Source organism: Olsenella sp. kh2p3 (genome assembly GCA_900119625.1).
In the GTDB taxonomy this organism is placed as follows: domain Bacteria; phylum Actinomycetota; class Coriobacteriia; order Coriobacteriales; family Atopobiaceae; genus Tractidigestivibacter.
The window spans coordinates 1-25,426 of record FPKD01000005.1; the positions used below are offsets into that span (position 1 = coordinate 1).

Below are 25,426 nucleotides of genomic sequence, written 5' to 3' on the forward strand. Positions count from 1 at the left end.
GCGAGTGTCGTAGACGCCGCACCTCCGCCCGCACTCGGGGCACTCGACGGCCTGCCCCCTCACGTGAGCCACGCGGACGTGGAGCTCGTCGGGGGCGCCGTCGCGCTCCTCGAACCAGACGTCGGAGACCTCCCACTCGGGGCCCAGTCCCATCGACCTCTCGAAGAGCCTCGCGAGCATCCCGGCCTGCGCTTCCATAGCCGCCTCCCCGGTGGGTTGTGTCCGGCATCCCCCTGCAGGGCAACATCCTACCGCCCGGAGGAGTCAGACGCATCACCGCAGGGATGCGCTACCCACCAGAAGTGACGATGAGCCCAACTTTTTCCGCTGTGCCAAAGTAAACAACACCGGCTGCAGCCAGCAGCCTCGGCCAAGATGGGAGGGAACATGCGCATGAATCACCAGGAGCTGCCCATGGACCTTCTCGCTCTTGATCTACTCGGCCTAGAGCTTACGTGCGCGAGCGCACGCTAGGTCCGAGGTCCAGCAGGTATCATTAGACCCAGCTTGCGTTCGCGTCCCGCCTTGGGACAGCGGCAGCTGGGTCTTGTCGTGTGTCATGCCACCATCCCAAGGCAACCTGGTACCAGTCACTGGGTCCACGTCCAATGGAGGTAGCAATGACCCGCAAGATCGCCATCTTTGATACCACCCTGCGTGACGGCGAGCAGTCGCCCGGCGCGTCCATGAATACCGAGGAGAAGCTCGTCATCGCCCAGCAGCTGCTGCGCCTGCACGTGGACGTCATCGAGGCGGGCTTCCCCATCTCCTCCCCGGGCGACTTCCGCTCGGTGCAGGAGATCGGCCGCCTTGCCGGCGACGACGCCGTGGTGGTTGGCCTCACGCGCGCCGTCGACAAGGACATCGACCGCGCGGCCGAGGCGCTGAAGACCGCCAAGCGCCCGCGCATCCACACCGGCCTGGGCGTCTCGCCGCAGCACCTGCGCGAGAAGCTCCGCATCACCGAGGACGAGTGCGTCGAGCGCGCCATCCACTGCGTGAAGTACGCAAAGCAGTACGTCGAGGACGTGGAGTTCTACGCCGAGGACGCCGGTCGTGCGGACCAGAAGTTCTTGGAGCGCGTGATTCAGGCCGCCGTCGATGCGGGCGCAACCGTGGTGAACATCCCGGACACCACCGGCTACCAGATGCCGGACGACTTTGGCGCCCGCATCAAGGGCCTTGCCGACAACGTCCGCGGCATCGAGAACGTCACCATTAGCGTCCACACCCACAACGACCTGGGCATGGCCACCGCGCTTGCGCTGGCCGGCGTCAAGAACGGCGCCACGCAGATCGAGTGCACCATCAACGGCCTGGGCGAGCGCGCCGGCAACACCGCGCTCGAGGAAGTCGTGATGGCCATCAAGATGCACGGTGACGAGCTGGACGCCCACACCGACGTCAACACCTGCGAGCTCACGCGCGCGAGCCACCTGGTGAGCCGCATCACCGGCATGAACGTGCAGGCCAACAAGGCCATCGTGGGCGCCAACGCCTTTGCCCACAGCTCCGGCATCCACCAGGATGGCGTGCTCAAGGCGCGCGACACCTACGAGATCATCGACCCCGCCGACGTGGGCGCCGCCGGCTCCGAGATCATCCTCTCCGCGCGCTCGGGCCACGCCGCGCTGCGCCACCGCCTGGCGGAGCTGGGCTACTCCTTCAAGGACGACGAGTTCGACGAGATCTACAACCGCTTCCTTGAGATCGCAGACCAGAAGAAGGAGGTCTACGACGAGGACCTGGAGTCCATGGTGCAGGAGCGCCAGCGCGAGGTCGCGGCCGTCTACACCCTGGACGCCCTGCAGGTCTCCTGCGGCGACCCGCTCGTTCCCACCGCTACGGCTACCATCACGGACGAGTTGGGCGTGAGGCACGTGGTCTGCGCCACCGGCACCGGCCCCGTCGATGCGGCGTACAAGGCCGTCGACCAGGTGGTTGCCGTCCACGGCGACCTCGCGGAGTTCTCGGTCAAGGCCATCACCCGCGGCATCGACGCCATTGGTGAGGTCACGGTGCGCATCACGGCCGAGGACGGCAAGGTCTACACCGGCCGCGGTGCCGATAACGACATCGTGGTCTCCAGCGCCAAGGCCTACGTCAATGCCATCAACCGCATGATCCAGACTACGCGTTCCAAGGAGGGCAAGTAAATGGCACATCCCATGACCATGGCCGAGAAGATTCTCGCCGCCCACGCAGGGCTTGACGAGGTTGTCCCCGGCCAGCTCATCGAGTGCGACCTCGACCTCGTGCTCGCCAACGACATCACGGCGCCCATCGCCATCAAGACCGTGCGCGAGATTGGCGCTGGCGTCTTCGACCGCGACCGCATCTGCCTGGTGCCCGACCACTACAGCCCCAACAAGGACATCAAGAGTGCCGAGCAGACCAAGGTCACGCGTGACTTTGCGCACGAGATGGGCATCACACACTACTTCGAGCAGGGCTGCATGGGCATCGAGCACGCCCTTCTCCCCGAGCGCGGCATCGTGGGCCCCGGCGACCTGGTCATTGGCGCGGACTCCCACACCTGCACCTATGGTGGCATCGGTGCGTTCTCCACAGGCGTTGGCTCCACGGATGCCGGCGTGGGCATGGCGACCGGTCGCGCATGGTTCAAGGTGCCCGAGACCATCCGCTTCGAGATCGACGGCAAGCTGCCCGCGGGCGCCAGCGCAAAGGACATCATCCTTTATGTGATTGGCAAGATTGGCGTGGACGGCGCGCTCTACTGCGCCATGGAGTTTGCCGGCTCGACCATCCGCGACCTCTCCGTAGAGGGGCGCCTCACCATTGCCAACATGGCCATCGAGGCCGGCGGCAAGGCGGGCCTCTTCGAGGTGGACGACACCGCGCGCGCCTGGCTGGCAGGCCGCACCGAGCGCCCCTACACCGAATACCACCCCGACCCGGACGCCACCTACAAGCAGGTCATCAAGATCGATGCGGCGGACATCGTGCCGCAGGTCTCCTGGCCGCACCTGCCCTCCAACACCCACCCTGTTGCCGAGAGCCGCGACATTACCATCGACCAGGCCGTCATTGGCTCCTGCACCAACGGCCGCATCGAGGACATGCGCGCCGCGGCGGAGGTGCTGCGCGGTCGCACTGTGAACCCCAACGTGCGCTGCATCGTGATTCCCGCGACGCAGGCCGTGTGGCTGCAGTGCGTGCACGAGGGACTCATGGACGTCTTCATCGACGCGCACTGCGTTGTCTCGACGCCCACCTGCGGCCCGTGCCTGGGCGGCTACATGGGCATCCTGGCGGCAGGCGAGAGGTGCGTGAGCTCCACGAACCGCAACTTCGTCGGCCGCATGGGAGACCCCACGTCCGAGGTCTACCTGGCGAGCCCGGCCGTGTGTGCCGCGTCGGCCGTGGCCGGCCACATCGCGCTGCCGTCTGACCTGTAGCGGGAGGGGCGGGGCGCATTGCCGCTGTGCTCAGACAGCTTGGCTTCGCCAAGAACTCGCGCAGCGACAAAGCGCCCCGCCCTACCACTTGCGGGTCGTGACGGCAGGGAGCGTCGCCGGCCACGGGCGCCCCACCGGCCGCGCTCTTTGCTTCTGGTTTGAAGTTTGTTTTTTCCCGGGGTGGAGGTTCCGTCAGGGCTCTGACGCGAAAGACGGTTCCTCTCGCCTGTGGTTTGTTTCAACAACGGGACGGCGGCCACCCTTGCCGCCCCGCGAGTTCCGCAGCCGCGCTTTTTGCGGCGAGGACTGTCCGAAGCGGGGAGGCAAGGGTGGCGCCCCCCCTCCTTTTAGAAAGGAAACCCATGCAGTTCCGAGGAACCGTCTTTCGATACGGCAGAGACATAGACACCGACGTCATTATTCCTGCTCGCTACCTCAACACGTCCGATCCGGCGGAGCTCGCCAAGCACTGCCTCGAGGACCTCGACAAGACTTTCGTCTCTCGCGTGAAGCCGGGCGACATCATTGTGGCCGACGAGAACTTTGGCTGCGGCTCCTCGCGCGAGCACGCGCCCGTGGCAATCAAGGCGGCGGGTGTCTCGTGCGTCATTGCCAAGAGCTTCGCGCGCATCTTCTATCGCAACTCGATCAACATGGGCCTTCCCATCCTGGAGTGCCCCGAGGCCGCGGACGCCATCTCCGACGGCGACGTGGTGAGCGTTGACGCCGATACCGGCACCATCACCGACGAGACCACGGGCGCCGTCTTCCACGCCCAGCCGTTCCCGCCGTTCATTCAGGAGATTATCAACGAGGGCGGGCTTGTCGCGCGCACCAAGCGTGTGCTGGCCGAGAAGAAGGGCGAGTAGCAATGGCTAAGGCAACCTATCGCGTGTGCACGCTGCCGGGCGACGGCATTGGCCCCGAGATCATGGCCGAGGGCAAGAAGGTCCTGGCAGCAGTGGGCGAGAAGGCCAATGTCGACTTTGTCTGCGAGGACCACCTCATTGGCGGCGCTGCCATCGATGCCTACGGAAGTCCGCTGCCCGACGAGACGCTCGATGCCGCCAAGGCGTCGGACGCAGTCCTTCTCGCCTCCGTGGGCGGGCCCAAGTGGGACTCTACCGACCCAAACGCCCCTCGTCCGGAGCAGGGGCTTCTCGGCATTCGCAAGGGCCTCGGCCTCTACACTAACCTGCGCCCCGTTATGATCTACGACGCCCTAGCTGGCGCCTCGACGCTTCGTCCAGAGGTCATCAAGGGCGTTGACCTGGTGATTGTCCGCGAGCTTACCGGTGGCCTGTACTTTGGGCGCCGCGAGCGCTTCTACGACGAGGAGGGCGCGGGTGCCAACGGCGGCCGCGGGCAGCGTGCCTACGACACCATGGAGTACCGCGAGTACGAGGTCGAGCGCATTGCGCGCAAGGCGTTTGAGGCTGCCCGCAAGCGCCGCAACAAGGTCACGAGCGTCGACAAGCGCAACGTGCTGGAGACCTCCCGCATGTGGCGCGAGGTCGTGCACCGCGTCCATGACGAGGAGTTCCCCGAGGTCGAGCTTGAGGACCTGCTCGTTGACAACACCGCCATGCAGCTCATCAACCGTCCCGCGGACTTCGACATCGTCGTGACCGAGAACATGTTTGGCGACATCCTCTCCGACGAGGCCGCGCAGATCACGGGCTCGCTTGGCATGCTCGCGAGCGCGAGCCTGGGCGACGGCGTCTCGCTCTTCGAGCCCTCCGCCGGCTCCGCGCCGGACATCGCCGGCAAGGGCATCGCCAACCCGCTGGCGCAGATCCTCTCGACGGGCATGATGTTCACCTACGCCTTCGACATGACCGAGGAGGCTGGCTGGGTCGAGTCTGCCGTGGAGCGCGTCCTCGACGACGGCTGGCGCACCCGCGACATCGCCGATGACGCCACGCCGGCGGACCACGTGCTTGGCACCGCCGCGATGGGCGACAAGGTCGTCGAGTATCTGTAGCGGTGTCGCCGCCGCGCCTCTCGGCGCGGCCGGCGTCCGCGGCCCGCAGCGCCTATGTGCAAACAGCTCCTCCGGCGCGCATGCTGCCGGAGGGGCTGCTTCACAGCGGAGTGGTTATTACCGTGCCCTTACAGCGACGGCTGCACCAGCGAGGGCTTGAAGCCTGCCTTGCGGAGCGCCTCCACGATCTGCGCCTTGTGCTCCTCACCGTACGACTCGATGGTCACGCGCAGCTCGACCGCCGCATTCCTGTTGGTCGAGACGAACTGGTTGTGCTCGAGCTTGATCACGTTGCCGTTCTGCTCGGCGATGACGCTCGCCACGCGCACCAGCATGCCGGGGCGGTCGGGGAGCAGCACGCTCACGGTGAAGATGCGGCCGCGCTGGATGAGGCCGTGCTGCACCACGCTCGACATGGTGATCACGTCCATGTTGCCGCCGGAGAGGATGCAAGCCACGCGCTTGCCCTCGGCGGGGAGGTGCTTTGCGGCGGCCACGGTGAGCAGGCCGGAGTTCTCGACGATCATCTTGTGGTTCTCGACCATGTCGAGGAACGAGACAACCAGCTCGTCGTCGTCCACGCAGATGACGTCGTCGAGGTTCTGCTGCAGGTAGGGGAAGACCTTGTCGCCCACCTCGAGCACGGCGGTGCCGTCGGCGATGGTGTTGGCGCTGGGGAGCTTGACCACGTGGCCGGCCTCGAGTGCCGCCGTGAGGCTCGCCGCCCCCGTGGGCTCGACGCCGATGACGCGGATCTTGGGGTTGTAGAGCTTGGCGAAGGTCGAGACGCCGCAGGCCAGGCCGCCGCCTCCCACGGGCACGAGGATGGTGTCGACGAGCGGCAGCTCCTGGACGATCTCCATGGCGATGGTGCCCTGGCCGGTTGCAACCGTGGTGTCGTTGAACGGCGGAATGTAGGTAAGGCCCTGCTCCTCGGCCAGCTCGACGGCGCGCTGCTTTGCGTCGTCGAAGACGTCGCCGTAGAGGATGACCTCGGCACCGTAGCCCTTGGTGCGCTCAACCTTGATGAGCGGCGTGGTGGTGGGCATCACGACGATGGAGCGCGCGCCCGCGTGCGTGGCGGCGTAGGCCACACCCTGCGCGTGGTTGCCGGCGCTCGCGGTGATGACGCCGCGGTCGAGCTCCTCCTGCGAGAGCTTGGAGATCTTGTAGTACGCGCCACGAAGCTTGTAGGCACCGGTGCGCTGCATGTTCTCTGGCTTGAGCCACATGCGGTTACCCGTTGCCGCCGAGAGGTAGGGGCTCTCGATGAGCTTGGTCTCGAGCGTGACCTCCTTGACCTTCTCGGAGGCCTCCTCGAACGCTTCGAGCGTGAGCATCTCTGGCATGGGAACCCCTATCTGCGCAAATGAGGTGTGGGTATGTTTCTGCGCGTCGCCAACCTCGCGCGTGCGCGCACGTATTGCCTATAGTAGGTCTACGGGACGCACGTAATGGTGGTGCGTTTGTGTGAAGTTACACCAAGGAAAACCGGGAGACCGCATGCAGGGCGAGAACAACGCCGGCGATAAGACGCCGCTCTTTGCCATTCACGACGCGAGCGTGGTGAGGTCGGGCAAGACCATTCTCCACGTGGACGACTTCACGCTGCATGAGGGTGAGCACGTGGCGCTTCTCGGCCCCAACGGCGCGGGAAAGTCCACGTTCATACAGCTCCTTACCAGGGAGGTATTTCCCCTCTACCGAGACGAGCCGCCGGTACGCTTTCGCGGCAATCCGCGCCCGCAGCTTACCGACGTGCGTCGCGCGCTGGGCGTGGTGAGCTCTACCATGCACGAGCAGATCCGCGTGCACCTGCCGTCCGTCGACATCGTGGTGGGCGGGCTCTTTGGCACGCTGGGGCTGCCCAAGCAGGTGGAGGTCACCGAGCGCGACCGCCAGCTGGCGCTCGATGCGCTTGGCCGCCTGGGCATCCCCGAGGTGGCCGATCGCGACGTGATGACCCTCTCGACCGGCCAGGCCCGCCGCGTCCTGGTGGCACGCGAGCTCATCCGCGACCCGCAGGTGCTCGTCTTTGACGAGCCGTGCACCGGCCTTGACCCCGAGGGCATGTACCACGTGCGCGAGACCATGAGCACACTAGCCGCCGAGGGCCGCTCGATCATCCTGGTAACGCACTACCCCGAGGACATCATTCCGGCCATCGGGCGCGTGATGCTCATCAAGAATGCAGCCATCTTCGCTGACGGCCCCAAGGAGCAGATCCTGTGCGATAAGGTCCTCTCTAACCTCTTCGATGTGCCCCTTGTGGTGGACGAGCACGACGGCTGGTACTCGATGCGCGGGCAGTACGGGGCGTAGGCGCTGGTGGAGGGCCTGGTTGTAGAAGTTGGTGCGGGCGGGGACGCCGTTCGGGCGCAGGAGCTTGCGGCTCGTCTCGGCGTGCCCGTGGCGCCTGTGGGCACCGCGCAGGTAGCAGGTGGGCTGTGCCTTCTTGTGGGCGAGAAGGGCCTCTCGCTCGAGGGTGACGGCATGTCGCTTGCCGCGGACCTCTCACGCATGGTGCCGCGCCTTCGCGCGGGCAACCTCAACCGCGAGCTGGTGGTGCGCGCGGCACGCATTCGCGGGGCGGCTGGGCCGCTCACGGCTGTGGACGCGACGGCCGGGATGGGGGAGGACTCGCTGCTTTTGGCTGCGGCGGGCTTCTCGGTGACGCTCTTCGAGCGCGACCCCGTGATTTGCGCGCTTCTGGGCGACGCCCTGGCGCGCGCGGCGTCGGACCCGGCGCTGGCCGAGGCGGTCTCGCGCATGGAGCTTCGCGGCGAGGACTCCGTGCCGGCGCTTTCCGCGCTGGGCTTCTCGCCCGACGTGGTCCTTCTCGACCCCATGTTTCCCGAGCGCCGCAAGAGCGCGGCCGTCAAGAAGAAGCTGCAGCTCATTCAGCGTCTGGAGCGGCCGTGCGACGACGAGCGCGGCCTCATGGACGCCGCCCGTGCCGCGGGTCCTCGCCGCATTGTGGTGAAACGTCCGGCCAAGGGACCGTGGCTTGCGGGCGAGAAGCCCAGCTACACCGTGGCCGGCAAGGCCATACGCTACGACTGCTACGCGCTGTGAGCACGGGTGACGGGTCGAGAGGTGCCCGGCCGCCGCATGCCGCGCCTCTCTCGGCCCCTCAATCTCACCACACGCATGCCCTAGACTCTCTGGGTTCACCAGACACGTCGCCAGCGCCGCACGCGCCGGCAGAAGGGGGCACGTATGCCCACGAAGGACACCACGACTCCGGTCAAGATCGTCATGCTCACCGGTTACCTGGGAGCGGGCAAGACCACGCTTCTCAACCACATCCTTGCCAACGACGAGGGCATTCGCGCCGCCGTCATCGTGAACGACATTGGCGAGATCAACGTCGACGCAAGCCTCATCAAGAACGGCGGCCTCTCCGCCACGGACAGCCTCATCCCCATGAGCAACGGCTGCATCTGCTGCACGCTTGCCTCCGACCTGGCGCAGCAGCTCACGTCCATCGCCGAGACCGGCGACTTCGATTACATCATCATCGAGGCCTCGGGCATCTGCGAGCCCATCCCCATTGCCTACACCATCTCGTCCATCTGCGACCAGACCAAGGGCGGCACCGCACCGCTCGACCTGGACAACATTGTGGCCGTGGTCGACTGCGCCCGCATGTACGACGAGTTCAACGGCGGCCACGCCCTTCTCTCCGATGACATCGAGGAGGACGACGTCGAGAGCCTTCTCATCCAGCAGATCGAGTTCTGCACCACGCTCGTGCTCAACAAGTGCGACCGCGTGACGCCCGAGCAGGTGGCCGAGCTCAAGGCCATCGTGCGCGGCCTGCAGCCCCACGCGCGTATCGTGGAGGCCGTGAACGGCAACGTCCCCATGGACGAGCTGCTCAACACCGGCCGCTTTAGCTTTGACGAGGCGTACGGCTCGGCTGCATGGGTGGACGCCATGGAGCACCCCGAAGAGCACGAGAACCCCGAGGTCCTGGAGTATGACGTCTCTACCTTTGTCTACCAGCGTCGCCAGCCCTTCGACTACCATGCTCTCTCTGAGTTCGTGAACAACTGGCCCGAGTCCGTGATCCGCGTCAAGGGCCTCATGTGGGTCAACAACGACCCCGACATGTGCTACGTGTTCGAGCAGGCCGGCCAGCAGTTCACCCTCACCGAGAACGGCCAGTGGGCGGCGCTCATGCCGGAAGACGAGCTCAAGCGCAACATGGAGGAGGTCCCCGAGCTGCGTCGCGACTGGGATCCCAAGGTGGGGGACCGCATGGTTCGCCTCTGCGTGATTGGCCGTCACATGGACCGCGAGGCCGTGGAGCGCGGTCTGGACGCCTGCCTCACCACGTGGGAGGGCGAGACGCCTGCCGTCGATGGCCTGGAGTAGGGCAGCATGGACGAGAGCGACAAGACGCGCCTGATGGGGAGTGGCGCCGCGGTTGAGAATGACGAGACGCGCGTGATGGGCGACGAGGGCGAGAACGACCTCGACGCCACGGTGTACGCGCCGCCTTCGGCCTCCCGCACCGCTGCGGCGCCCCGGCGCGCCCCGGAGCCCGTGCGCAACGCCGTTCCCTCTCCCTCGCAGACGAGCTACTACGGCTATGGCTACGGTGGCGCCGCCGGCCGCGATGGACGTGGTGCCCACCGCGGCCCCAACCTCAAGCGAATCACGCTTGTGCTGGTAGGGGCGCTGGTGGCTCTCATCGTCTTTGCGGTGGTGTCAAGCTGCGTGAGTGACGCCGTGTCGAGCGTGGCCGCCGGTGCCTCAAGCGGCGCCACTTCAACTACAGCTGGCACGACAACGAGTACCACCACGCCCACGTCCACGGGAGCCAGCGGCTCCGGCAGTACCGGAGGCTCCACTTCCGGTACAGACACGGGTATCGACCTCGGTGGGATTGCGGACACCCTGGGAGATGCGGCCACCACCGCGCAGGAGGTCGTGCAGAACGTGGGTGGCGTCGCGCGGGAGGTGGCGTCCCAGCTCCCCTCCCAGGTCAAGGGGCTTCTCTCCTCTCGCTAGGCCCTGCGCGGGCCCGCGATTGCCTGTGGTTGGGGCACTTTGGGATCTTGCAGATTCCGATTGGTTAGCGGCCCCTAGCCGATCGGAATCTGCACGTTTGTCTCGCCGCACCCTTTAGCCTGCAATTTTCGATTGGTTAGCGATTCCGGCGCTCGGCCTGCAACCTTGGGAGCGCTACACATTCGGCCGACGAATCTGTATCGACCTGCGCGCGCCACACAATCGGTCCCGAATGTGTGGCGCGCATTCTTGTTTGAGTAGGCCTCCGGTAACACCGAGCAAACCTTTGTCCGCCGCTCGCAGAATTGTTGCTGCACTGCAACACAGGGCTGGTAACGTTTTGACAATTTAAAAGTCGGGCGTCGAGAGGGGCTGTCATGCTCAATCGCTTTTGCAAGAGTCCGTTGTGGGAATGCAACCGTACGCTCATCCGCGTGGCACAGGGCCAAGAGCCCGCTGACCTTGTCATTCGTCACGCCCGGCTGGTAAGCGTCACCACGCACGAGGTCCTCGAGGACGCAGACATCGCCGTTGCCGCGGGGCGCGTAGCCTACTTGGGCATTGGCGGCCACACGGCCGAGCACTGCATTGGCGAGAAGACCGCCGTCATCGATGCCGCTGGCCGCTACGTGGCACCGGGCTTCATGGACGGCCACATCCATGTGGAGTCTGCTATGGTGGGCCCCTCCGAGTACGCCCGCGCCGTGGTGCCGCATGGCACAACCGGCATCTACTGGGACCCGCACGAGGCCATGAACGTCGCTGGCCTGCCGGCGCTGAAGGAGCTCATCCGCGACTCCGAGCGCGTGCCGCTCAAGTGCATGGTCACGCCGGGCTCGTGCGTGCCCGCGGTGCCGGGCTTTGAGGACACCGGTTCCAAGATTGATGCCAAGGACATCCGCGAGACCATGGGCTGGGACGCTGTGGTGGGCCTTGGTGAGATGATGAACGACCCAGGCGTCCTTGCCTGCGACGAGGGCCCGCTCTCTGAGATGGACGAGACCCTCAAGGCCGACAAGACCCTGACCGGCCACTTCACCGTGCCGGACACGGACCGCCAGCTCAACGCCTACATCGCCTCCGGTATCTCCTGCTGCCACGAGTCCATCACGCGCGAAGAGGCGCTCGCCAAGCTCCGCCTGGGCCAGTATGCGCAGCTGCGCGAGGGTTCCGCCTGGCAGAACCTCAAGGAGCTGGCCCACGTCATCACCGAGAACAACATCGATACGCGCCACGTGAACCTTGTCTCTGATGACAACCATCCCGAGACCCTGGTCTCCGAGGGCCACCTCGACCGTATCCTGCGCAAGGCCGTGGGCTATGGCATCGATCCTGTCTCGGCAATCCAGATGGTCACGATCAACGTGGCAGACTGTTTTGGCATGTCGCGCGACCTGGGCTCCGTCACGCCTGGCAAGTGCGCCGACCTCGTGATTCTCGAGGACCTCAAGGACTTCCACGTGACGCACACCTTCATCGACGGCGAGCTTGTGGCCCAAGACGGCGCGGCGCTCTTCTCGCCAGAGCCCTACCCCTGGCCCAACTTCATGTTCAACTCCATGCACGTGGCGGCAGATATCAAGCCTGAGACCTTCCGCATCCCCGCCGTTCATGCGGACGGCTCGCCCATCATGGCAGACCGCGCGCTGGTGCGCGTGATGACCTCGAGCGCCGGCTCCACCATCACCAAGGAGGAGCACCTCGAGGTGCCCGTGGTCGACGGCTGCCTGGAGTGCTCGCCCGCGGACGACATCCTGAAGGCCTTTGTCTTCGAGCGCCATCACAACACGGGCTCGTTTGCCTACGGGTTTGCCAAGGGCTTTGGCATCCATGGTGCGCTTGCGCAGACTGTTGCCCACGATGCCCATAACCTGCTGGTCATTGGCGATAACGATGAGGACATGGCACTGGCGGCAAGTCTTCTTGTGGACTGCGGCGGAGGCGAGGTTGCCGTTGAGGACGGCAAGGTGCTTGGCCAGGTGAAGCTGCCCATTCTCGGCCTCATGAGCCCCAAGAGCGTGGAAGAGGTCGCCGCAGAGGTCCGTGGCGCCGAGGCCGCCTGGGCAAAGATGGGCTGCACGATGCCCTCGCCGTTCATGACCATGGCGCTTCTCTCGCTTGCCTGCATCCCAGACCTGCGGCTTACCAACCGAGGCTACGTGGACTGCCACACGTACCAGTTTGTGCCGGTGGTTGTGGAGTAGGACGAGAAGGCCGCGCGTGCCGGGGTGCCCGGTCCGCGCGGCCGCTGCGGTCGTCGTTGCGCTGCGCGCCTAGAGCAGCTGGTCGAGCGTCTTGCCGTAGCTGGGGAGAAACTCCGCCACGAAGTCCGCGACCTCGGGCATCTGCGCGGCCATCTCGTCCACCTTGGCGCGGATGCCCTTCTCGGCAGTCTTGAACTCGGCGTTTCCGGACTGCGCCTCGTCGACGCACTTGATGAGTGCCGAGATTTTGTCGGCGGCTTTCACCAGGCGTCGCAGGTAGACGTCGTCCTCGTCTGCTGGGTCGCCACGGAAGATCGCCTCGTAGGTGGGACGCAGGTCTTCTGGCAGCGTGTCGAGCAGCGTGTCCTCGGCGCTTCTCTCCACATCCTTGTAGGCGTCGCGGATGCCGCGGTTGGCGTACTTCACGGGCGTGGGCATGTCGCCGGTCACGATCTCTGTTGTGTCGTGGAAGAGGCCGATAAGCGCGGCCTTCTCGGCGTCAAGGTGGCGTCCGTGGCGGACGTTGCCCAGGGTTGCCAGGCCGTGCGCGATGGCAGCAACCTCGAGCGAGTGCTCGGAGAGGTTCTCCGGGCGGGCGCTGCGCATGAGTGCCCAGCGCTCGATGTACTTCATCCTCGAGACGATAGCGAAGAACGTGGACTGTTCAGTCATGGCAATCCCTCCTCCCAGAATGGTACGCTCGGATGAGACAAAGGGACAGTCCCTTTGTCTCATCCGAGAGAGGGAACGCACATGAAGGTCCTTATGCTCAACGGGGGTATTAGCCCCAAGGGGAACACCGGCATCGCGCTTGCGGAGATTGGCCGCACGCTTGCTGAGCAGGGCATAGACTCCGAGGTCTATCACCTACCGCTTACGCCCGCGCGCGACTGCGTGAGCTGTGGCAAGTGCTCCAAGCTTGGTCATTGCATCTTTGATGACGACGGCGTGAACGAGTTTGTCGAGAAGGCCGCCTCAGCCGACGGTTTTGTCTTTGGCACGCCCGTCTACTACGCGCACCCCGCAGGTCGCGTGCTGTCCTTCCTCGACCGCGTCTTCTACAGCGAGAGCGGCCAGTTTGCCTTCAAGCCGGGCGCCTGCGTGACCGTGGCGCGCCGCGGTGGCTGCACCGCGTCGTTTGACGTGATGAACAAGTACTTTGGCATCGCCAACATGATCACCGTGGGCTCGTCGTACTGGAACATGGTCTACGGCGCCAAGACCGGCGAGGCCGCGCTGGACGTCGAGGGCATGAAGACCATGCGCAACCTGGGGCGCAACATGGCGTGGCTGCTCAAGAGCATCGAGGCTGGCCGTGCCGCCGGCGTGCCCGCGCCCGAGGTCGAGGGCGGTTCCTGGATGAACTTCATCCGATGAGACAAAGGGAAACTCCCTTTGTCTCATCCCAGCGTGACGAGTAGGGCGACTAGGGCCGCTGTGGCGGCAAAGGCCACGGCGTCACGCGCGCCAAAGTGCAGCGGGTGCCAGTGCGAGCGCGTGCCGCCGCTCTCGTAGCAGCGCGCATCGAGGGCGCGCGCGAGGTCGTCGGCATGGTTCATCGAGCTTGCCATGAGCGCCACAAGCACCGAGCCCACTGCGCGAAGGCGCCGGCCCAGGCTGCCGCGCGCCACCTCGCCACCGCGCGCAACCTGGGCGTCCATGATGGCCGAGGCGTCGTTTGCCAGCGTGGGGATAAAGCGCAGCATGAGCGAGAAGACCATGGCCAGCTCGTGGCCGGGAAGGCCCAGCCTGGTGAGCGGCGAGCATGCGGCGTCGAAGGCGTCGCCCAGCTCGGTGGGCGTGGTGGTGAGCAGAAGCAGCGCGCCAACCACGATGGCGGCAAACACGCGCACCGGATAGAGCACCGCCGACCACGTGCCGCCCGTGGTTATCGTGATGGGTCCCGCGGCGAGAAGCACGCTGCCATCGCGAATGAGCAGCAGGTTGAAGACTGCAAGGATGAGAAGCACCCAGAGCACGCCTCGCACGGACGAGAGGACCTCGCCAGCCGGGACGCGCGCCGCAAGAAGCAGCGCGAGCACGCTGGCCGCAAGCGCCGCCAGCCCAAGCGGGGAGTGCACGAAGAACGTGGCAATCATGAGCGCCAGAGCGCAGGCCGTCTTGGTGCGGGGGTCAAGCCGGTGGATGGTGGAGTCTGCGGCGTAGTACTGGCCCACGGAGATGCGAAGTGCCATGGCTACTCGTCCCTCCCGTCGGCTGTTGCGGACGTACCGGCCGCGCTAGGAGCGCTGGGCTTGTCGGCTGCGCCAGCCGCGTCGGCGATGGCGTCTGCCAGGGCCTCGTTGGTGAGCGGGTCTCCCAGAGGTGCGCAGCCTGCATCCTCCAGAGCCCGCGCAAACGCAAGCGGGTGAGGGATGCCCAGCCCCATGTCGTGGAGCTTCTCGGCGTTGTCTGCCAAGAAGACCTGAGCCGGCGTGCCCGTGAGCACCACGCGTCCGCCATCGAGCACGGCCACGAGGTCTGCCCACGCGGCGTCCTCCATCGCGTGCGTGACCTCGACAAGCGTAGTACCGGCGGCGTTGAGGCCGTCGAGTATGCGCCGCAGCTTGCGGCGGCCCCGCGGGTCAAGGCCGGCGGTCGGCTCGTCCAAGACGAGAAGGTCTGGCTCCATGGCGAGGATGCCGGCAAGCGCGCAGAGGCGCTGCTGTCCTCCGGAGAGCTGGAACGGCGAGGCGTCGTCCTTGCCCGCAAGACCCACGAGGTCAAGCGCACGCCTCACGCGCTGGTCCACCTCGCTAGGAGAAAGTCCCAGGTTGGATGGGCCATAGGCCACATCCCGCGCCACGGTCTCCGCAAAGAGCTGGCGTTCCGGGCGCTGCATCACGTAGCCCACGCGGCCATGGAGCCGGCGACGGTCGCGACGCTCTGCCGTGGAGATGCCATCCACCTCAATGCGCCCCTGGTCAGGCACCTCGAGTGCCGCAATGAGTCGCAGCAGCGTGGACTTCCCCGAGCCCGTCTGTCCCACCAGCGCAACGTGCGCGCCACGCGGCACGTCGAGCGCCACGCCGTCAAGGGCTGCGGGCGCGGCGTCCGCGCGGCGTCGGCGGCGGGACTGCTCGTACGAGAAGCGCACGTCCTCCGCGCGCACCACGGGTGCTGCGGAGGTGTGAGATGCAGAACCGGGCGCAGCGGCTACACGCCCAGCGCGGTGGCCGCGCGTTCTTCTCGCCAGGTCGGCGAGAAGCGCGTCCTCGTCGCAGGTCCAAGAGACGTCCAGCCCGCGCTCGCGCAGCTGCGAGGAGAGCTGTCCGGCGAAGGGCTCCTCTAGGCCCAGGCCGCGTACCTCCTCTACGTGCGAGAAGACCTCCTGCGGCGTTCCTGCCAGGGCAACGTGGCCGTGGTCGAGCACCACCACACGATCTGCGCCAAGCGCCTCGTCCATGAAGTGCGTTACGTGGACCACGGTGCAGCCCACGCCACGGAGCTTCTCGACAACCTTCATGACCGAGCGCCTCCCGCGCACGTCGAGCGAGGACGAGGGCTCATCGAGCACCAGCACGCGAGGCTCCATGGCAAGCGCGCCGGCAATGGTCACGCGCTGGCGCTGGCCGCCGGAGAGGCGCGCCGGGTCCGCCTTGGCATAGCGCTCCATGGCAACGCGGTGCAGCTCGCGGCGAACCAGGTGCTCGATTCTCTCGGGTGGAAGGCCGAGGTTCTCGGGCCCAAATGCCACGTCCTCCTCGACCACGCTGGTCACAATCTGGTCCTCGGGGTTCTGGAAGACAAGCCCCAGCTTGCGGCGGGCGCGGCGGTAGGCGTCAAAGTCTGCGGAGCCGGCCGCAAAGACCTTCTCGCCCACAAGCGTGACCTCGCCAGCGTCTGGGGCGAGAAGCCCGCAGATGACCGATGCCAGCGTGGACTTTCCGGAACCGTTGGCACCCAGGACGCAGAGGCGCTCGCCTTGGCGCACGTCGAGCGAGACGTTATCAAGCGCCCGCAGGTCGCCATAGGCAAGCGTCACGTGCGCGAGCGAGACGATGGGCGTCTCGCTCGCGTTTGCGCTGGTAGTCGTGGTTGCGGCCGGCTGTGCCATCTAGCGGGCGTCTCCTGCGTTGGGGACCTCGATGCCCATGGCCTTGAAGGCGGGCCTCATGATGAGGACAAACACGATGCAGTTGATGACAATCTTGATAAGGTTGAAGGGCAGCAGCGCCGGCACGATGAGGTCGATGACCGCGTCGAGCGGCATGCCGGTGTAGAACGGCGTCACGATGAGATTGCCCACGATGCAGGCGACCAGGCAAACGATGCCACCAACCACAAGGCCAAGCACCGCTCCGCGCATGGTGCACTGCCTGCGGTAGATGAGAGACGCGGGCATGACCAGTGAGAACGTGGCCAGGATCGCCATGATCACGCCATAGACGCCGCTTGCCGTGGCGATGTGCACCAGGTACGGAATGACCGAGACCACGGCTCCCGTGGCAGGTCCAAACGCAAAGCCCGCGATGAGCGCCACGATGCCCGAGGGGTCGTACTTGAGCCACGTGACGCCGGGCAGGATGGGAAACTCAAGCAGCAGCGTGCAGATGGCGGCCATGGCGCAGAGAAGCGCGGTTACCGCGATGCGCCGGGTGTCCCAGCCCGATGCTGCGTGCGTGGAGTGGCTTGCGTTGCGTGATGAAGTGGGTACCATAATGGCTTCTCCGTTTCTTCCATCCGGACTGTAACCGTTGGTCCTGGAATCTCACCAGGTCAGCCGCCTTTTTAGCGGGTCGCGGACTTCGCGCGCCTGCGCGTCACCACCAGTGGGGAATCTCACCCCGCCCTGAAACTGTCAGCCGAACTATAGCACTTGAGAGGGAGCATGCAAGCGGCGAGCGCAGCGGGGAAGTTAAACCTCGGTGCCCTCCTCGGGTGTGTTGGGTGCGGTGCCCTTGTCCTTGTCAGCAAACGCGGGACGGATGCCCGGAAAGAGGGCGAGCGCGGCGCACACCCACACCGCGGCACCAAGCGCAACCTCAACGGCATAGAGCCAGGGGCTTGACCAGGGCACCAGGAAGGCGAGAAGCACCACAGCGCCCGCGGGCGGCATCCAGGTGCGCAAACCGTTCCAGGCAAGCACCAGCCCGACGAACGCAAACGCCGCCACAATCGGGCTGGACAGGCCAAAGGTGACCACGGCGTCTCTCGCCAGCGTGCCAATGATGCCTGCGATGGCGAGAACTGCCCAGGCCCGCCATGGGCGCAGGCGCAGCGTGAAGTCGGGGCGGGTAAGCTCGGTGTAGGCCACGAGCAGCGGTGGGACCGCGAGAAACACGTTGCCGGTGGCATAGGCAGGCACCGCGAACAGTGCGAACACGCACAAGCGGCGAGTCCAGGTTGCAAGGGCCTGCTCGATGGGAAGGCGGAAGGGGCGGTAGTCGATTGGCTCGCGAAGGCCCACGCGCTCGAGGGCAACCTGGCCCAGCTCGACAAGTGCCACCAGCACGAAGACGGCTACGGGGTAAATCCAGGAGTCGGTCCCCAGGAGCATGGGCAGGATCGCCGCCGAGAGCATGGGGGTCATGTCGGCACCGGCAATGTTCATGCACAGGGCGCAGAAGGCGTAGCCGATGACCGCGCGGACAGGCAGCGGGATGCCGGGGAAGGCAAGGTTCATGACCAGGCCAAAGACGGCGCCGGTGGTCATAAGTGCGAGCATGCGCGGGCGGTTGACGTTCCAGGCCTGCTTGGGCTGGATCCACGCGCCGCAGAGGATGGCGGTCATCTCGGGAAAGAGGACCTCGGGCGAGCCGATGAGCACCGAGGCACCCACCATGGCAACGACGAAGATTCCAGCAAGAAGGATGGGCAGCCAGCGCTTTTGGAATGACATGCGGAACGGCCTTCCGTGTTTGTGGTGTCGGGAGTGTAAGCGCAGGGTGAAGGCCCGCGCACAACATCCAACATCGTAGCCCACCTTGCTATACTCAAGAGCCAAACGCGTGTATGTAGCGTGCAAAACCCAAACTGAGGAGCATGATGTCCGAAAGCGGCACTACTGGCGACGACCACTTGCAACCGCTCGCCTGGAAGCTTCGCTCGATTGTTGGCGAGGACAACGTCCTTGTGAACGAGCCGATGAGCGAGCATACGTCGTTCGAGATTGGCGGTCCGGCCGACCTCTTTGTGATTCCCGAGGACTTTGACGAGGTCCATGACGTTATCGATGCCTGCAAGCAGGCGGGCGTGCCCTACTTTGTGCTGGGCCGCGGGTCGGACCTGCTGGTTGCAGACGAGGGTTACCGCGGCGTGATTGTTGCCGTGGCAGACGGCCTCGTTGGCGTGAGCGTCGATGACGACGAGATGTGGTGTCAGGCGGGCGTGACCTTGCGCGAGGCCTCCGAGATGGCGTGTGAGCTGGGGCTTTCTGGTCTCGAGTTTGCCTGTGGCATTCCCGGCTCCATTGGCGGCGCCTGCTTCATGAACGCGGGCGCGTACGGCGGCTGCATGGCGGACGTCCTCAAGAACGTGCACGTGCTGCACCAGGATGGCCACGAGGAGACCATCCCCGTTGACGAGCTTGACCTGGGCTACCGCCACAGTCGCATTGCGGACGAGGGCATGGTGGTTCTCTCGGCGACCTTCGACCTTGACCGTGGCGACCCCGAGAAGATTCGCGAGACCATGGACGAGCTCACGCGCAGGCGCGAGGAGAAGCAGCCGCTCGAGCTGCCCAGTGCCGGCTCGACGTTCAAGCGTCCTGAGGGCTACTTTGTGGGCAAGCTCGTGACCGACGCTGGTCTGCGCGGCTACCAGGTAGGCGGCGCTGCCGTCTCGAAGAAGCACGCCGGCTTTGTGGTCAACGTGGGCGGAGCCACGGCGGCGGACGTTCGCGCGGTTATCGCGCACGTCCAGGACGAGGTCGAGCGCCAGTTTGGCGTGCGCCTGGAGCCCGAGGTGCGCTTCCTGGGGTAGGTAGGCGCTTTCTGGGGAGCTCCCAGCCGTTCTTCTCGCATGCTCTTCTCGTGCTCAAAACCTCACACGTGATGTTTCTTTTTCTATAATCGCTATTACCCATCAGGGATTTTGTCACTGAATATAAGAAAAGAAACACCACGTGTGAGGTTTTCGATGGAGCAGTGCAATCTTTCTAAGAGGGAGGCTCCCCGTGTACGCGCTTTTGTCTCATGACTCTGCCTGTGAGGTACTGAGGTTTCTCTCTGCGCGCTCGACGCTTCCGACTGAGTGCTGGCCATCTGTCTCGCAGAAGCTTTCAGGTGATCAGTGTGTCTCGACGCAGCGCGAGTACCGTCAGCTCTGCGAGAAGGTTGACCTAACTTCCCTTGGGGTTCGTTCGGCTCCGACGCACCTCCTTGTGTCTTCTCAGCAGATGAGGAGCAGCGGTCGCAGAGCCCATTTTCATGTGTGGTCTGCCGAGCTTCCTGCGAATTCGTGTTTTATTGTTGGCGACGACGTTCTGCTCAGCGGTCCGGAGTTCACTATCATGCAGTTTGCCGGAGCAACTGCGCGGCTGGATGGGCTTCTCGATGCGCATGCTGCAGCAGTTGCTGCAGAGGCCAGAATGCTGGCGGATTTGGGGCTTGAAGACCATGCGATGGCGGACAGCCCACTCGTTTGGGAGCATGAGCGCCGGATTGTGGCGGCGGCGGTCCTCGCCTGTGAGTTTGCCGGGTCGTATCGTCTGGGCATGCCTGGCGAGTCAACGCGATACCGTATTTCGCCCATTATGAGCTGCAACGGGTTGGAGCTTATGGCGGCCAAGGCAGAGCGCACGACTGCGGCGTCGCGTGCGAGCAAAGCAGCCCGGCTGGCCTTTGATGGCTCAGCGTCGCCAATGGAGACGGCGCTGGCACTGCTGTTTGCGCTGCCTGTGGAATACGGTGGCTTTGGCTTGCCTCGCCCAGTGCTCAATAAGCCCGTTGATGTGTCGGGGTATCGTGGAGCACTGTCCGACAGGGATCAGGTGTCGCCTGATTTCCTTTGGCCAGAGAAGCGTGTGGCGTTGGAGTACGACAGCGGGGAGTTTCACTTTCAGGGCGAGAAGACTGCGGGTACAGATGCCGTTCGCGCCAACATCCTGACGGCACTTGGGTATCGGGTTTTCCGGGCAACTCCGCAGACGGTGCGGTCTTTGGCGGGAGTTGAGCTTCTCGGCAGACAGCTTGCTTGCGCGCTTGGTGTTGTTTTGGAGATTCCAGACGAGATTTGCACCCTGCGACGTCGGCGCCTCCACGCGGAGCTCATGCCGTGCCGACGCGAGAGATAGCGGCCTTTTCTTCCTCTTGCACCGTTCGATAACCTCACACGTGATATTTCTAAATTGATGTCATCTACATGCCAACTGGTCTTTTTCTGAGATATATCAATTTAGAAATATCACGTGTGAGGTTTGGGCAAAATGAACGCCGCGACAGGGTTGGTGTCGCGGCGAAAAGCCTTTCGGCGAGAAAGGCTGCGCTCCTAGTTCTTCAGGCTGTTGAGCGGCGCGGGGAAGCGACCGCCTCGGTGCGCCAGGACGTTCCCGGCAAAGCGGTTCACACTCATGACCGGCGCACTGCCAAAGAGACCGCCAAACTCCAGCGTGTCGCCGTCCTTGTGGCCAATCGCGGGAATCAGACGCACGGCCGTAGTCTTGGTGTTGATGACGCCGATGGCCATCTCGTCAGCGATGATGCCGGCGATGGCCTCCACGGGCGTGTCGCCGGGGATGGCAATCATGTCGAGGCCCACGGAGCACACGCTGGTCATGGCCTCGAGCTTCTCGATGGAGAGCGACCCGTCCTCGGCGGCGCGAATCATCCCGGCGTCTTCGGAGACGGGGATAAAGGCGCCGGAGAGCCCGCCCACGCTGGAGCTCGCCATGACGCCGCCCTTCTTGACGCAGTCGTTGAGCAGCGCCAGCGCGCAGGTGGTGCCAGGGCCGCCGCACTCGCCCACGCCGATGATCTCGAGGATCTTTGCCACGGAGTCGCCGGCAGCGGGAGTGGGCGCAAGCGACAGGTCCACGATGCCCTTCTCGACGCCCAGCCGGCGCGACGCCTCGCGGCTCATTAGCTCGCCGGCGCGCGTAATCTTGAACGCAGTTCTCTTGATGGTCTCGGCGACTTCCATGAGGTTTGCATCGTCGGGCAGCTGCTCCAGCGCCGCCGCCATCACGCCTGGGCCGGAGACGCCCACGTTAATCACGGCGTCGGCCTCGCCGGTTCCGTGCACCGCGCCGGCCATGAACGGCGAGTCCTCCACCATGTTGGCAAAGACCACGAACTTCGCCGCGCCGTAGCAGTCGATGTCCGTGGTGCGGCGCGCGCACTCGAGGATGGTCTGGGCCGAGAGAAGCACGGCATCCATGTTGATGCCGGCCCTGGTAGAGGCAATGTTCAGCGAGGAGCACACGCGCTCGGTGGTTGCGAGCGCCTCGGGCACCGAGTTGATGAGGCGGCGGTCGGCGTTGCCGATGCCCTTCTGAACCAGCGCAGAGAAGCCGCCCATGAAATCGATGCCCAGCGTCTGCGCGGCGCGGTCCATGGCGTGCGCGATGGGGGAGAGGTCTTCGTCTGCGCAGCCTGCCGCCACCTGTGCGACCGGCGTCACCGAGACGCGCTTGTTCGCAATGGGGATGCCGTACTCGGAGGCCAGGTCGTCGGCAACGGAGACAAGGTTCTCGGCCTGGTGCGTGATGCGGTCGTAGATCTTGTCGCACATGCGATCCATGTCCTCGTCGGCGCAGCCTGCGAGCGAGATGCCCATGGTGATTGTCCGGAGGTCGAGGTTTTGCTCCGTGACCATAGCGAGCGTCTCGGATACTTCCTGCGGCGTGATGTCCATCTGGGCCCCTTTGCTGTGACTGCTGGCTGTGCCACGTCATTATAGGTGAGCGAGAAGGCCGGCCACGGTGTAGTGCGCAACAGGAAAAGGCCTTGCAAAGTAGGGCGTGGGCCACGGCAGGGGGCCGCCCGCGCCGCGGCAGGGGGCCGCCCGCGCCGCGCACGGCCTTTACCAGCGTAGCTCTTGGAATGACGAGAACCGCTCGTCTGCGGCTGGAAGCTCCTGCGGCACGCATGAACCCGTGAACCCCAGCGTGTACACGCCTGCCGCCTGCGCCGACGCAACTCCCGAGGGCGAGTCCTCGAACGCCACGGCCTCCGCGGGCGCCACGTCAAACGCTTCGAGCGCGTGGGTGTATGGCTCTGGGTGAGGCTTGTGCCGCCCGACGTCATCTCCGCCAATCACAAGCTCGACGAGGTCGGCAAGGCCAACGCGCGCAAGGCCCGCCTCTACGAGCGCGTGCCGCGTGGTCGAGACCACGGCGATGCGTGCGCCCGCCGCATGAAGTCGCTGCATGAGCAGACGTGCCCCAGGGGATGCCTTGATGGGGAGCTCCTGGTAGATGATGTCGCTCGGCCCGCGATGGGCAAAGAACTCGGCGGCGCTCACGTCCATGCCGTGAGCGCGGAAGAGCGCGGGGATGGACTCCGAGCCGTCGGTCCCGGACAGCGATGCCTTCTCGGCCTCTGTTGGCTCGATGCCGTAGGAGGCGTAGGCCTTCTCGTCCAGCTCGATGCCAAAGCGCTCGGTGTCTGCGAGCGTGCCATCGAAGTCGAAAAGCGCCGCTCTCACGCATGCCGGCCGATGCGGCTTCCCCATGCTTCCTCCCGTATTCCTCGATTTCGCGTAGGGTTCATTGTAGTGTGTAGGGGCAGTTCGTCCGAAGCGATTTGCGCCGCGAGGGGCGCAGAATGGTGCCATGGTTTTGTGACGTTGGGAGCGACATGGGCAAGGGCAAGAAGCACGGTGGCAAGGGAGCCGAGAAGGACGTCGTTTGCGGTTGCAAGCATGTGACCAGGGCGGATGTGGAGGCTGCGGTTGCTGCGGGCGCGACGGGCTTGGCTGACGTCAAGCGCATGACCGGTGCCGGGACCAAGTGGGGCAAGTGCAAGGGTCGCGTGAGGGCGTGCCTCGAGCAGGCGCTTGAGGCACGGGTCGCAGCGGGAGCTGCCGCGCTGGAGCCCGAAGCGGAGAACCCCCTGGTCATCCATGGGATTTACCGACACTTCAAAGGCGACTTCTACCTCGTCGAAAATGTGGCGCATGATTCCGAGACCGACGAGGAGGTCGTGGTTTACCGCAAGCTCTATGGGGACGGCTCGCTTTGGGTCCGACCCAAGGCGATGTTCCTCTCGCCGGTTGACCACGAGAAGTACCCGGAGGTCACGCAGCGCTGGCGCTTTGAGCTGCAGCACGTGGAGAGCGTGGCTCGAAGGGTTTAGGGGGTAGGCGGTTGACACATGGAGAAGAGGTTCACATACCAAGATTATGCCCGCTTTGCCCACCTAGGCAGTACGGAGCTTGCTCGCCAGTGCGTGGCAGAGGCGTTTCGGGCTACCGGCCCGGGCGGCCAGGGCGTCAACACCACCGACTCGGCCGTGCGCATGCGCCACGTGCCCACCGGCATAACTGTGGTGAGCAGGGAGTCTCGCAGCCAGCTTCAGAACAGGGAGCGCTGCCTCGAGAAGATTCACGCCGAGCTGCTTCGGCGCTCTCGGCGGCCAAAGAAGCGTCATGCAACAAAGCCTACCAGGGCATCTGTGCGTCGACGGCTTGATGAAAAGGGCAGGCGCGGGGCGGTAAAGCGCCTTCGGCGACGTCCCGGCATGGACGAATAGGGCAAAGGTGGCAATGCGTGTTCGGCTAACTCCCGGAGTCTGGGGGCGGCGGCTTCGCTCCGGTGCACAATTCTGCTTTATCGAACGGCTTTTGGCGCTCGGTTGCACAAAAGTGGTCTATCGGACAGTCTTTTTCCCCAACCGTCATCAATCATTTAACTAATTTTGCAAAAATATGAATATTATTCAAGATGTATGCATAATTCTGTAAATGTAATTAAATAGTTGATATTGCTCGCCAGAATGGACTGTACGATAGCGCACTTTTATGCAGTGACTTCCGTTTTCCTGTTCGATAACGCATTTTTATGCAGCGAAGACGACAATCATTGGCTAGGCGGCGCTTCAAGCGGCTTCAATGAGGTTCGAGACGGGACGCCAGGTGTCGTTTGATGTCAACCCCTGATCGGCCCGGACCGCGGCCTGGGGGACTCACCCCCTAGCCCTCCTCTTCCTCCGCGAGGAAGTCGAGCAGCCGAACAATGCGCAGATCGGGGACGATCCACAGCAGAAATGCGACGACCACCGCCACAAGGGCAACGTGGGACTTTGGTAGGACAAGGGCGAGCACCAGCGCAATTGCCTCAAGCCCAAGGGTGAGTCGCTCCTTGAGAAGTGAACGCTCCTCAACCATTGCGCGGCGCTCCATCTCTCGGTCATTTGCTGGGTTGGGAGGGCACGAACGGCTGAGATTTCGCCGGATGACGCGTTCAAGATTCATGTAGGCAACCGAGACCAGTATGTTCACTATTACGTAGCAGGTAGTGGGCAGCGCGGCGAACTCCGTCTTCTGCATCCAGTCGGTTGCCAGCGGAAAGAACGAGAGGACAAAGAGAAACGCGAGGTTCGACCAGAGCATGCGGCCAGTCACGCGGTTGACCAGCTTGAGCAGGTGATGGTGGTTGTTCCAGTACGTCCCCACGCCAACAAAGCTTACGGCATACGCGGCAATGGCCGGCAGCAGCCCCAGCAGGTCGGCAAGCTCGTCGCCATCGGGCGCGGTGATGCCCAACACCATGATTGTGATGATAATGGCGATCACGCCATCGCTGAACGCTTCCATCCGGCCCTTGTCCATACGTCCTCCCTCGCTGCAATCACGGCAACTCAGGATAACGCGAGAAGGGCGCGCCTTGCGACGACGCTTTGGGAACCCTCGGTGCTACC

24 protein-coding genes and 1 riboswitch are annotated in these 25,426 nt (G+C 64.7%); of the genes, 14 read left to right on the forward strand and 10 right to left on the reverse strand.

What is annotated here, in order from left to right; genetic code table 11:
- Positions 1-198, reverse strand: a 198-nt coding sequence (locus BT122_RS06695) for a hypothetical protein (protein ID WP_502685898.1), incomplete at its 3' end; no start/stop codon positions are given.
- 422 nt (positions 199-620) lie between these two features.
- On the opposite strand from BT122_RS06695, the gene BT122_RS06700 reads away from it, so the two are divergent.
- From BT122_RS06700 to leuB, 4 genes are all read left to right on the forward strand, one after another.
- Positions 621-2,156 carry a 2-isopropylmalate synthase gene (locus BT122_RS06700; protein WP_072355207.1) on the forward strand — a complete coding sequence of 512 codons (1,536 nt, stop codon included), beginning with the start codon at positions 621-623 and terminating at the stop codon, positions 2,154-2,156.
- Positions 2,157-3,419 carry a 3-isopropylmalate dehydratase large subunit gene (gene leuC / locus BT122_RS06705; RefSeq protein WP_072355208.1) on the forward strand — a complete coding sequence of 421 codons (1,263 nt, stop codon included), beginning with the start codon at positions 2,157-2,159 and terminating at the stop codon, positions 3,417-3,419. It abuts the gene before it with no gap.
- A 362-nt stretch (positions 3,420-3,781) separates the two neighbouring features.
- Entirely contained in the window at positions 3,782-4,288 is a 507-nt protein-coding gene (gene leuD / locus BT122_RS06710; protein WP_072355209.1) for a 3-isopropylmalate dehydratase small subunit, read from the forward strand.
- 2 nt (positions 4,289-4,290) lie between these two features.
- On the forward strand, positions 4,291-5,403 hold the full coding sequence (leuB, locus tag BT122_RS06715; protein WP_072355210.1) for a 3-isopropylmalate dehydrogenase: 1,113 nt from the start codon (positions 4,291-4,293) through the stop codon (positions 5,401-5,403).
- Between the two features lie 128 nt (positions 5,404-5,531).
- Here leuB and ilvA read toward each other — a convergent pair whose 3' ends face one another.
- Positions 5,532-6,752: a threonine ammonia-lyase gene (ilvA, locus tag BT122_RS06720; RefSeq protein WP_072355211.1), complete on the reverse strand. Its 1,221-nt coding sequence runs from the start codon at positions 6,750-6,752 to the stop codon at positions 5,532-5,534.
- A gap of 154 nt (positions 6,753-6,906) precedes the next feature.
- Here ilvA and BT122_RS06725 point away from each other — a divergent pair, with 154 nt between their 5' ends.
- The 5 genes from BT122_RS06725 to BT122_RS06745 all read left to right on the forward strand — a co-directional run bounded on the left by BT122_RS06725 (position 6,907) and on the right by BT122_RS06745 (position 12,626).
- A complete protein-coding gene (locus BT122_RS06725; RefSeq protein WP_072355212.1) occupies positions 6,907-7,725 on the forward strand; it encodes an ABC transporter ATP-binding protein in 819 nt (272 codons plus the stop codon).
- Between the two features lie 6 nt (positions 7,726-7,731).
- On the forward strand, positions 7,732-8,478 hold the full coding sequence (locus tag BT122_RS06730) for a class I SAM-dependent methyltransferase (protein WP_286130333.1): 747 nt from the start codon (positions 7,732-7,734) through the stop codon (positions 8,476-8,478).
- A 144-nt stretch (positions 8,479-8,622) separates the two neighbouring features.
- The gene (locus BT122_RS06735) at positions 8,623-9,783 is read left to right on the forward strand and encodes a CobW family GTP-binding protein (RefSeq protein ID WP_072355214.1); all 1,161 of its coding nucleotides are present in this window, start codon (positions 8,623-8,625) and stop codon (positions 9,781-9,783) included.
- 6 nt (positions 9,784-9,789) lie between these two features.
- Positions 9,790-10,422, forward strand: coding sequence for a hypothetical protein (locus BT122_RS06740; RefSeq protein WP_072355215.1), 633 nt, complete (start codon positions 9,790-9,792; stop codon positions 10,420-10,422).
- Positions 10,423-10,799: 377 nt separating this feature from the next.
- Positions 10,800-12,626, forward strand: coding sequence for an adenine deaminase (locus BT122_RS06745; RefSeq protein ID WP_072355216.1), 1,827 nt, complete (start codon positions 10,800-10,802; stop codon positions 12,624-12,626).
- A 69-nt stretch (positions 12,627-12,695) separates the two neighbouring features.
- Here the strand turns inward: BT122_RS06745 and yfbR are convergent, their stop codons facing one another.
- On the reverse strand, positions 12,696-13,298 hold the full coding sequence (yfbR, locus tag BT122_RS06750) for a 5'-deoxynucleotidase (RefSeq protein ID WP_059055046.1): 603 nt from the start codon (positions 13,296-13,298) through the stop codon (positions 12,696-12,698).
- 81 nt (positions 13,299-13,379) lie between these two features.
- Between yfbR and BT122_RS06755 the strand changes: the two genes are divergently transcribed.
- Positions 13,380-14,003, forward strand: coding sequence for a flavodoxin family protein (locus BT122_RS06755; protein WP_072355217.1), 624 nt, complete (start codon positions 13,380-13,382; stop codon positions 14,001-14,003).
- Between the two features lie 23 nt (positions 14,004-14,026).
- On the opposite strand, the gene BT122_RS06760 is transcribed toward BT122_RS06755, so the two are convergent.
- The 4 genes from BT122_RS06760 to BT122_RS06775 form a co-directional block, all read right to left on the reverse strand.
- On the reverse strand, positions 14,027-14,821 hold the full coding sequence (locus BT122_RS06760; RefSeq protein WP_072355218.1) for an energy-coupling factor transporter transmembrane component T family protein: 795 nt from the start codon (positions 14,819-14,821) through the stop codon (positions 14,027-14,029).
- A gap of 2 nt (positions 14,822-14,823) precedes the next feature.
- A complete protein-coding gene (locus tag BT122_RS06765) occupies positions 14,824-16,683 on the reverse strand; it encodes an ABC transporter ATP-binding protein (protein ID WP_072355219.1) in 1,860 nt (619 codons plus the stop codon).
- Entirely contained in the window at positions 16,684-17,286 is a 603-nt protein-coding gene (locus BT122_RS06770; RefSeq protein ID WP_072355220.1) for an ECF transporter S component, read from the reverse strand. It abuts the gene before it with no gap.
- A gap of 7 nt (positions 17,287-17,293) precedes the next feature.
- A riboswitch (FMN riboswitch) is annotated at positions 17,294-17,430 on the reverse strand.
- Between the two features lie 54 nt (positions 17,431-17,484).
- Positions 17,485-18,468, reverse strand: a complete 984-nt coding sequence (locus tag BT122_RS06775; protein ID WP_072355221.1) for a hypothetical protein — start codon at positions 18,466-18,468, stop codon at positions 17,485-17,487.
- A 146-nt stretch (positions 18,469-18,614) separates the two neighbouring features.
- On the opposite strand from BT122_RS06775, the gene murB reads away from it, so the two are divergent.
- Both murB and BT122_RS06785 read left to right on the forward strand, forming a co-directional pair.
- Positions 18,615-19,550 (forward strand): UDP-N-acetylmuramate dehydrogenase, encoded by a 936-nt coding sequence (gene murB / locus BT122_RS06780; RefSeq protein ID WP_072355222.1) that lies wholly within the window; start codon positions 18,615-18,617, stop codon positions 19,548-19,550.
- 448 nt (positions 19,551-19,998) lie between these two features.
- Entirely contained in the window at positions 19,999-20,862 is an 864-nt protein-coding gene (locus BT122_RS06785; protein WP_177242204.1) for a putative endonuclease domain-containing protein, read from the forward strand.
- Positions 20,863-21,056: 194 nt separating this feature from the next.
- Here the strand turns inward: BT122_RS06785 and BT122_RS06790 are convergent, their stop codons facing one another.
- Both BT122_RS06790 and BT122_RS06795 read right to left on the reverse strand, forming a co-directional pair.
- Positions 21,057-22,421 carry a PFL family protein gene (locus tag BT122_RS06790; protein ID WP_059055053.1) on the reverse strand — a complete coding sequence of 455 codons (1,365 nt, stop codon included), beginning with the start codon at positions 22,419-22,421 and terminating at the stop codon, positions 21,057-21,059.
- 168 nt (positions 22,422-22,589) lie between these two features.
- Entirely contained in the window at positions 22,590-23,240 is a 651-nt protein-coding gene (locus BT122_RS06795) for an HAD family hydrolase (RefSeq protein ID WP_072355224.1), read from the reverse strand.
- Positions 23,241-23,365: 125 nt separating this feature from the next.
- Between BT122_RS06795 and BT122_RS10725 the strand changes: the two genes are divergently transcribed.
- Together BT122_RS10725 and BT122_RS06810 are read left to right on the forward strand one after the other, a co-directional pair.
- Complete coding sequence (locus BT122_RS10725) at positions 23,366-23,863, forward strand: DUF1653 domain-containing protein (RefSeq protein WP_218161966.1); 498 nt, start codon at positions 23,366-23,368, stop codon at positions 23,861-23,863.
- A gap of 18 nt (positions 23,864-23,881) precedes the next feature.
- Positions 23,882-24,259, forward strand: a complete 378-nt coding sequence (locus tag BT122_RS06810) for a peptide chain release factor family protein (protein ID WP_072355225.1) — start codon at positions 23,882-23,884, stop codon at positions 24,257-24,259.
- Positions 24,260-24,698: 439 nt separating this feature from the next.
- Here BT122_RS06810 and BT122_RS06815 read toward each other — a convergent pair whose 3' ends face one another.
- Positions 24,699-25,337 (reverse strand): TMEM175 family protein, encoded by a 639-nt coding sequence (locus BT122_RS06815; RefSeq protein WP_072355226.1) that lies wholly within the window; start codon positions 25,335-25,337, stop codon positions 24,699-24,701.
- Positions 25,338-25,426: the final 89 nt, after the last annotated feature.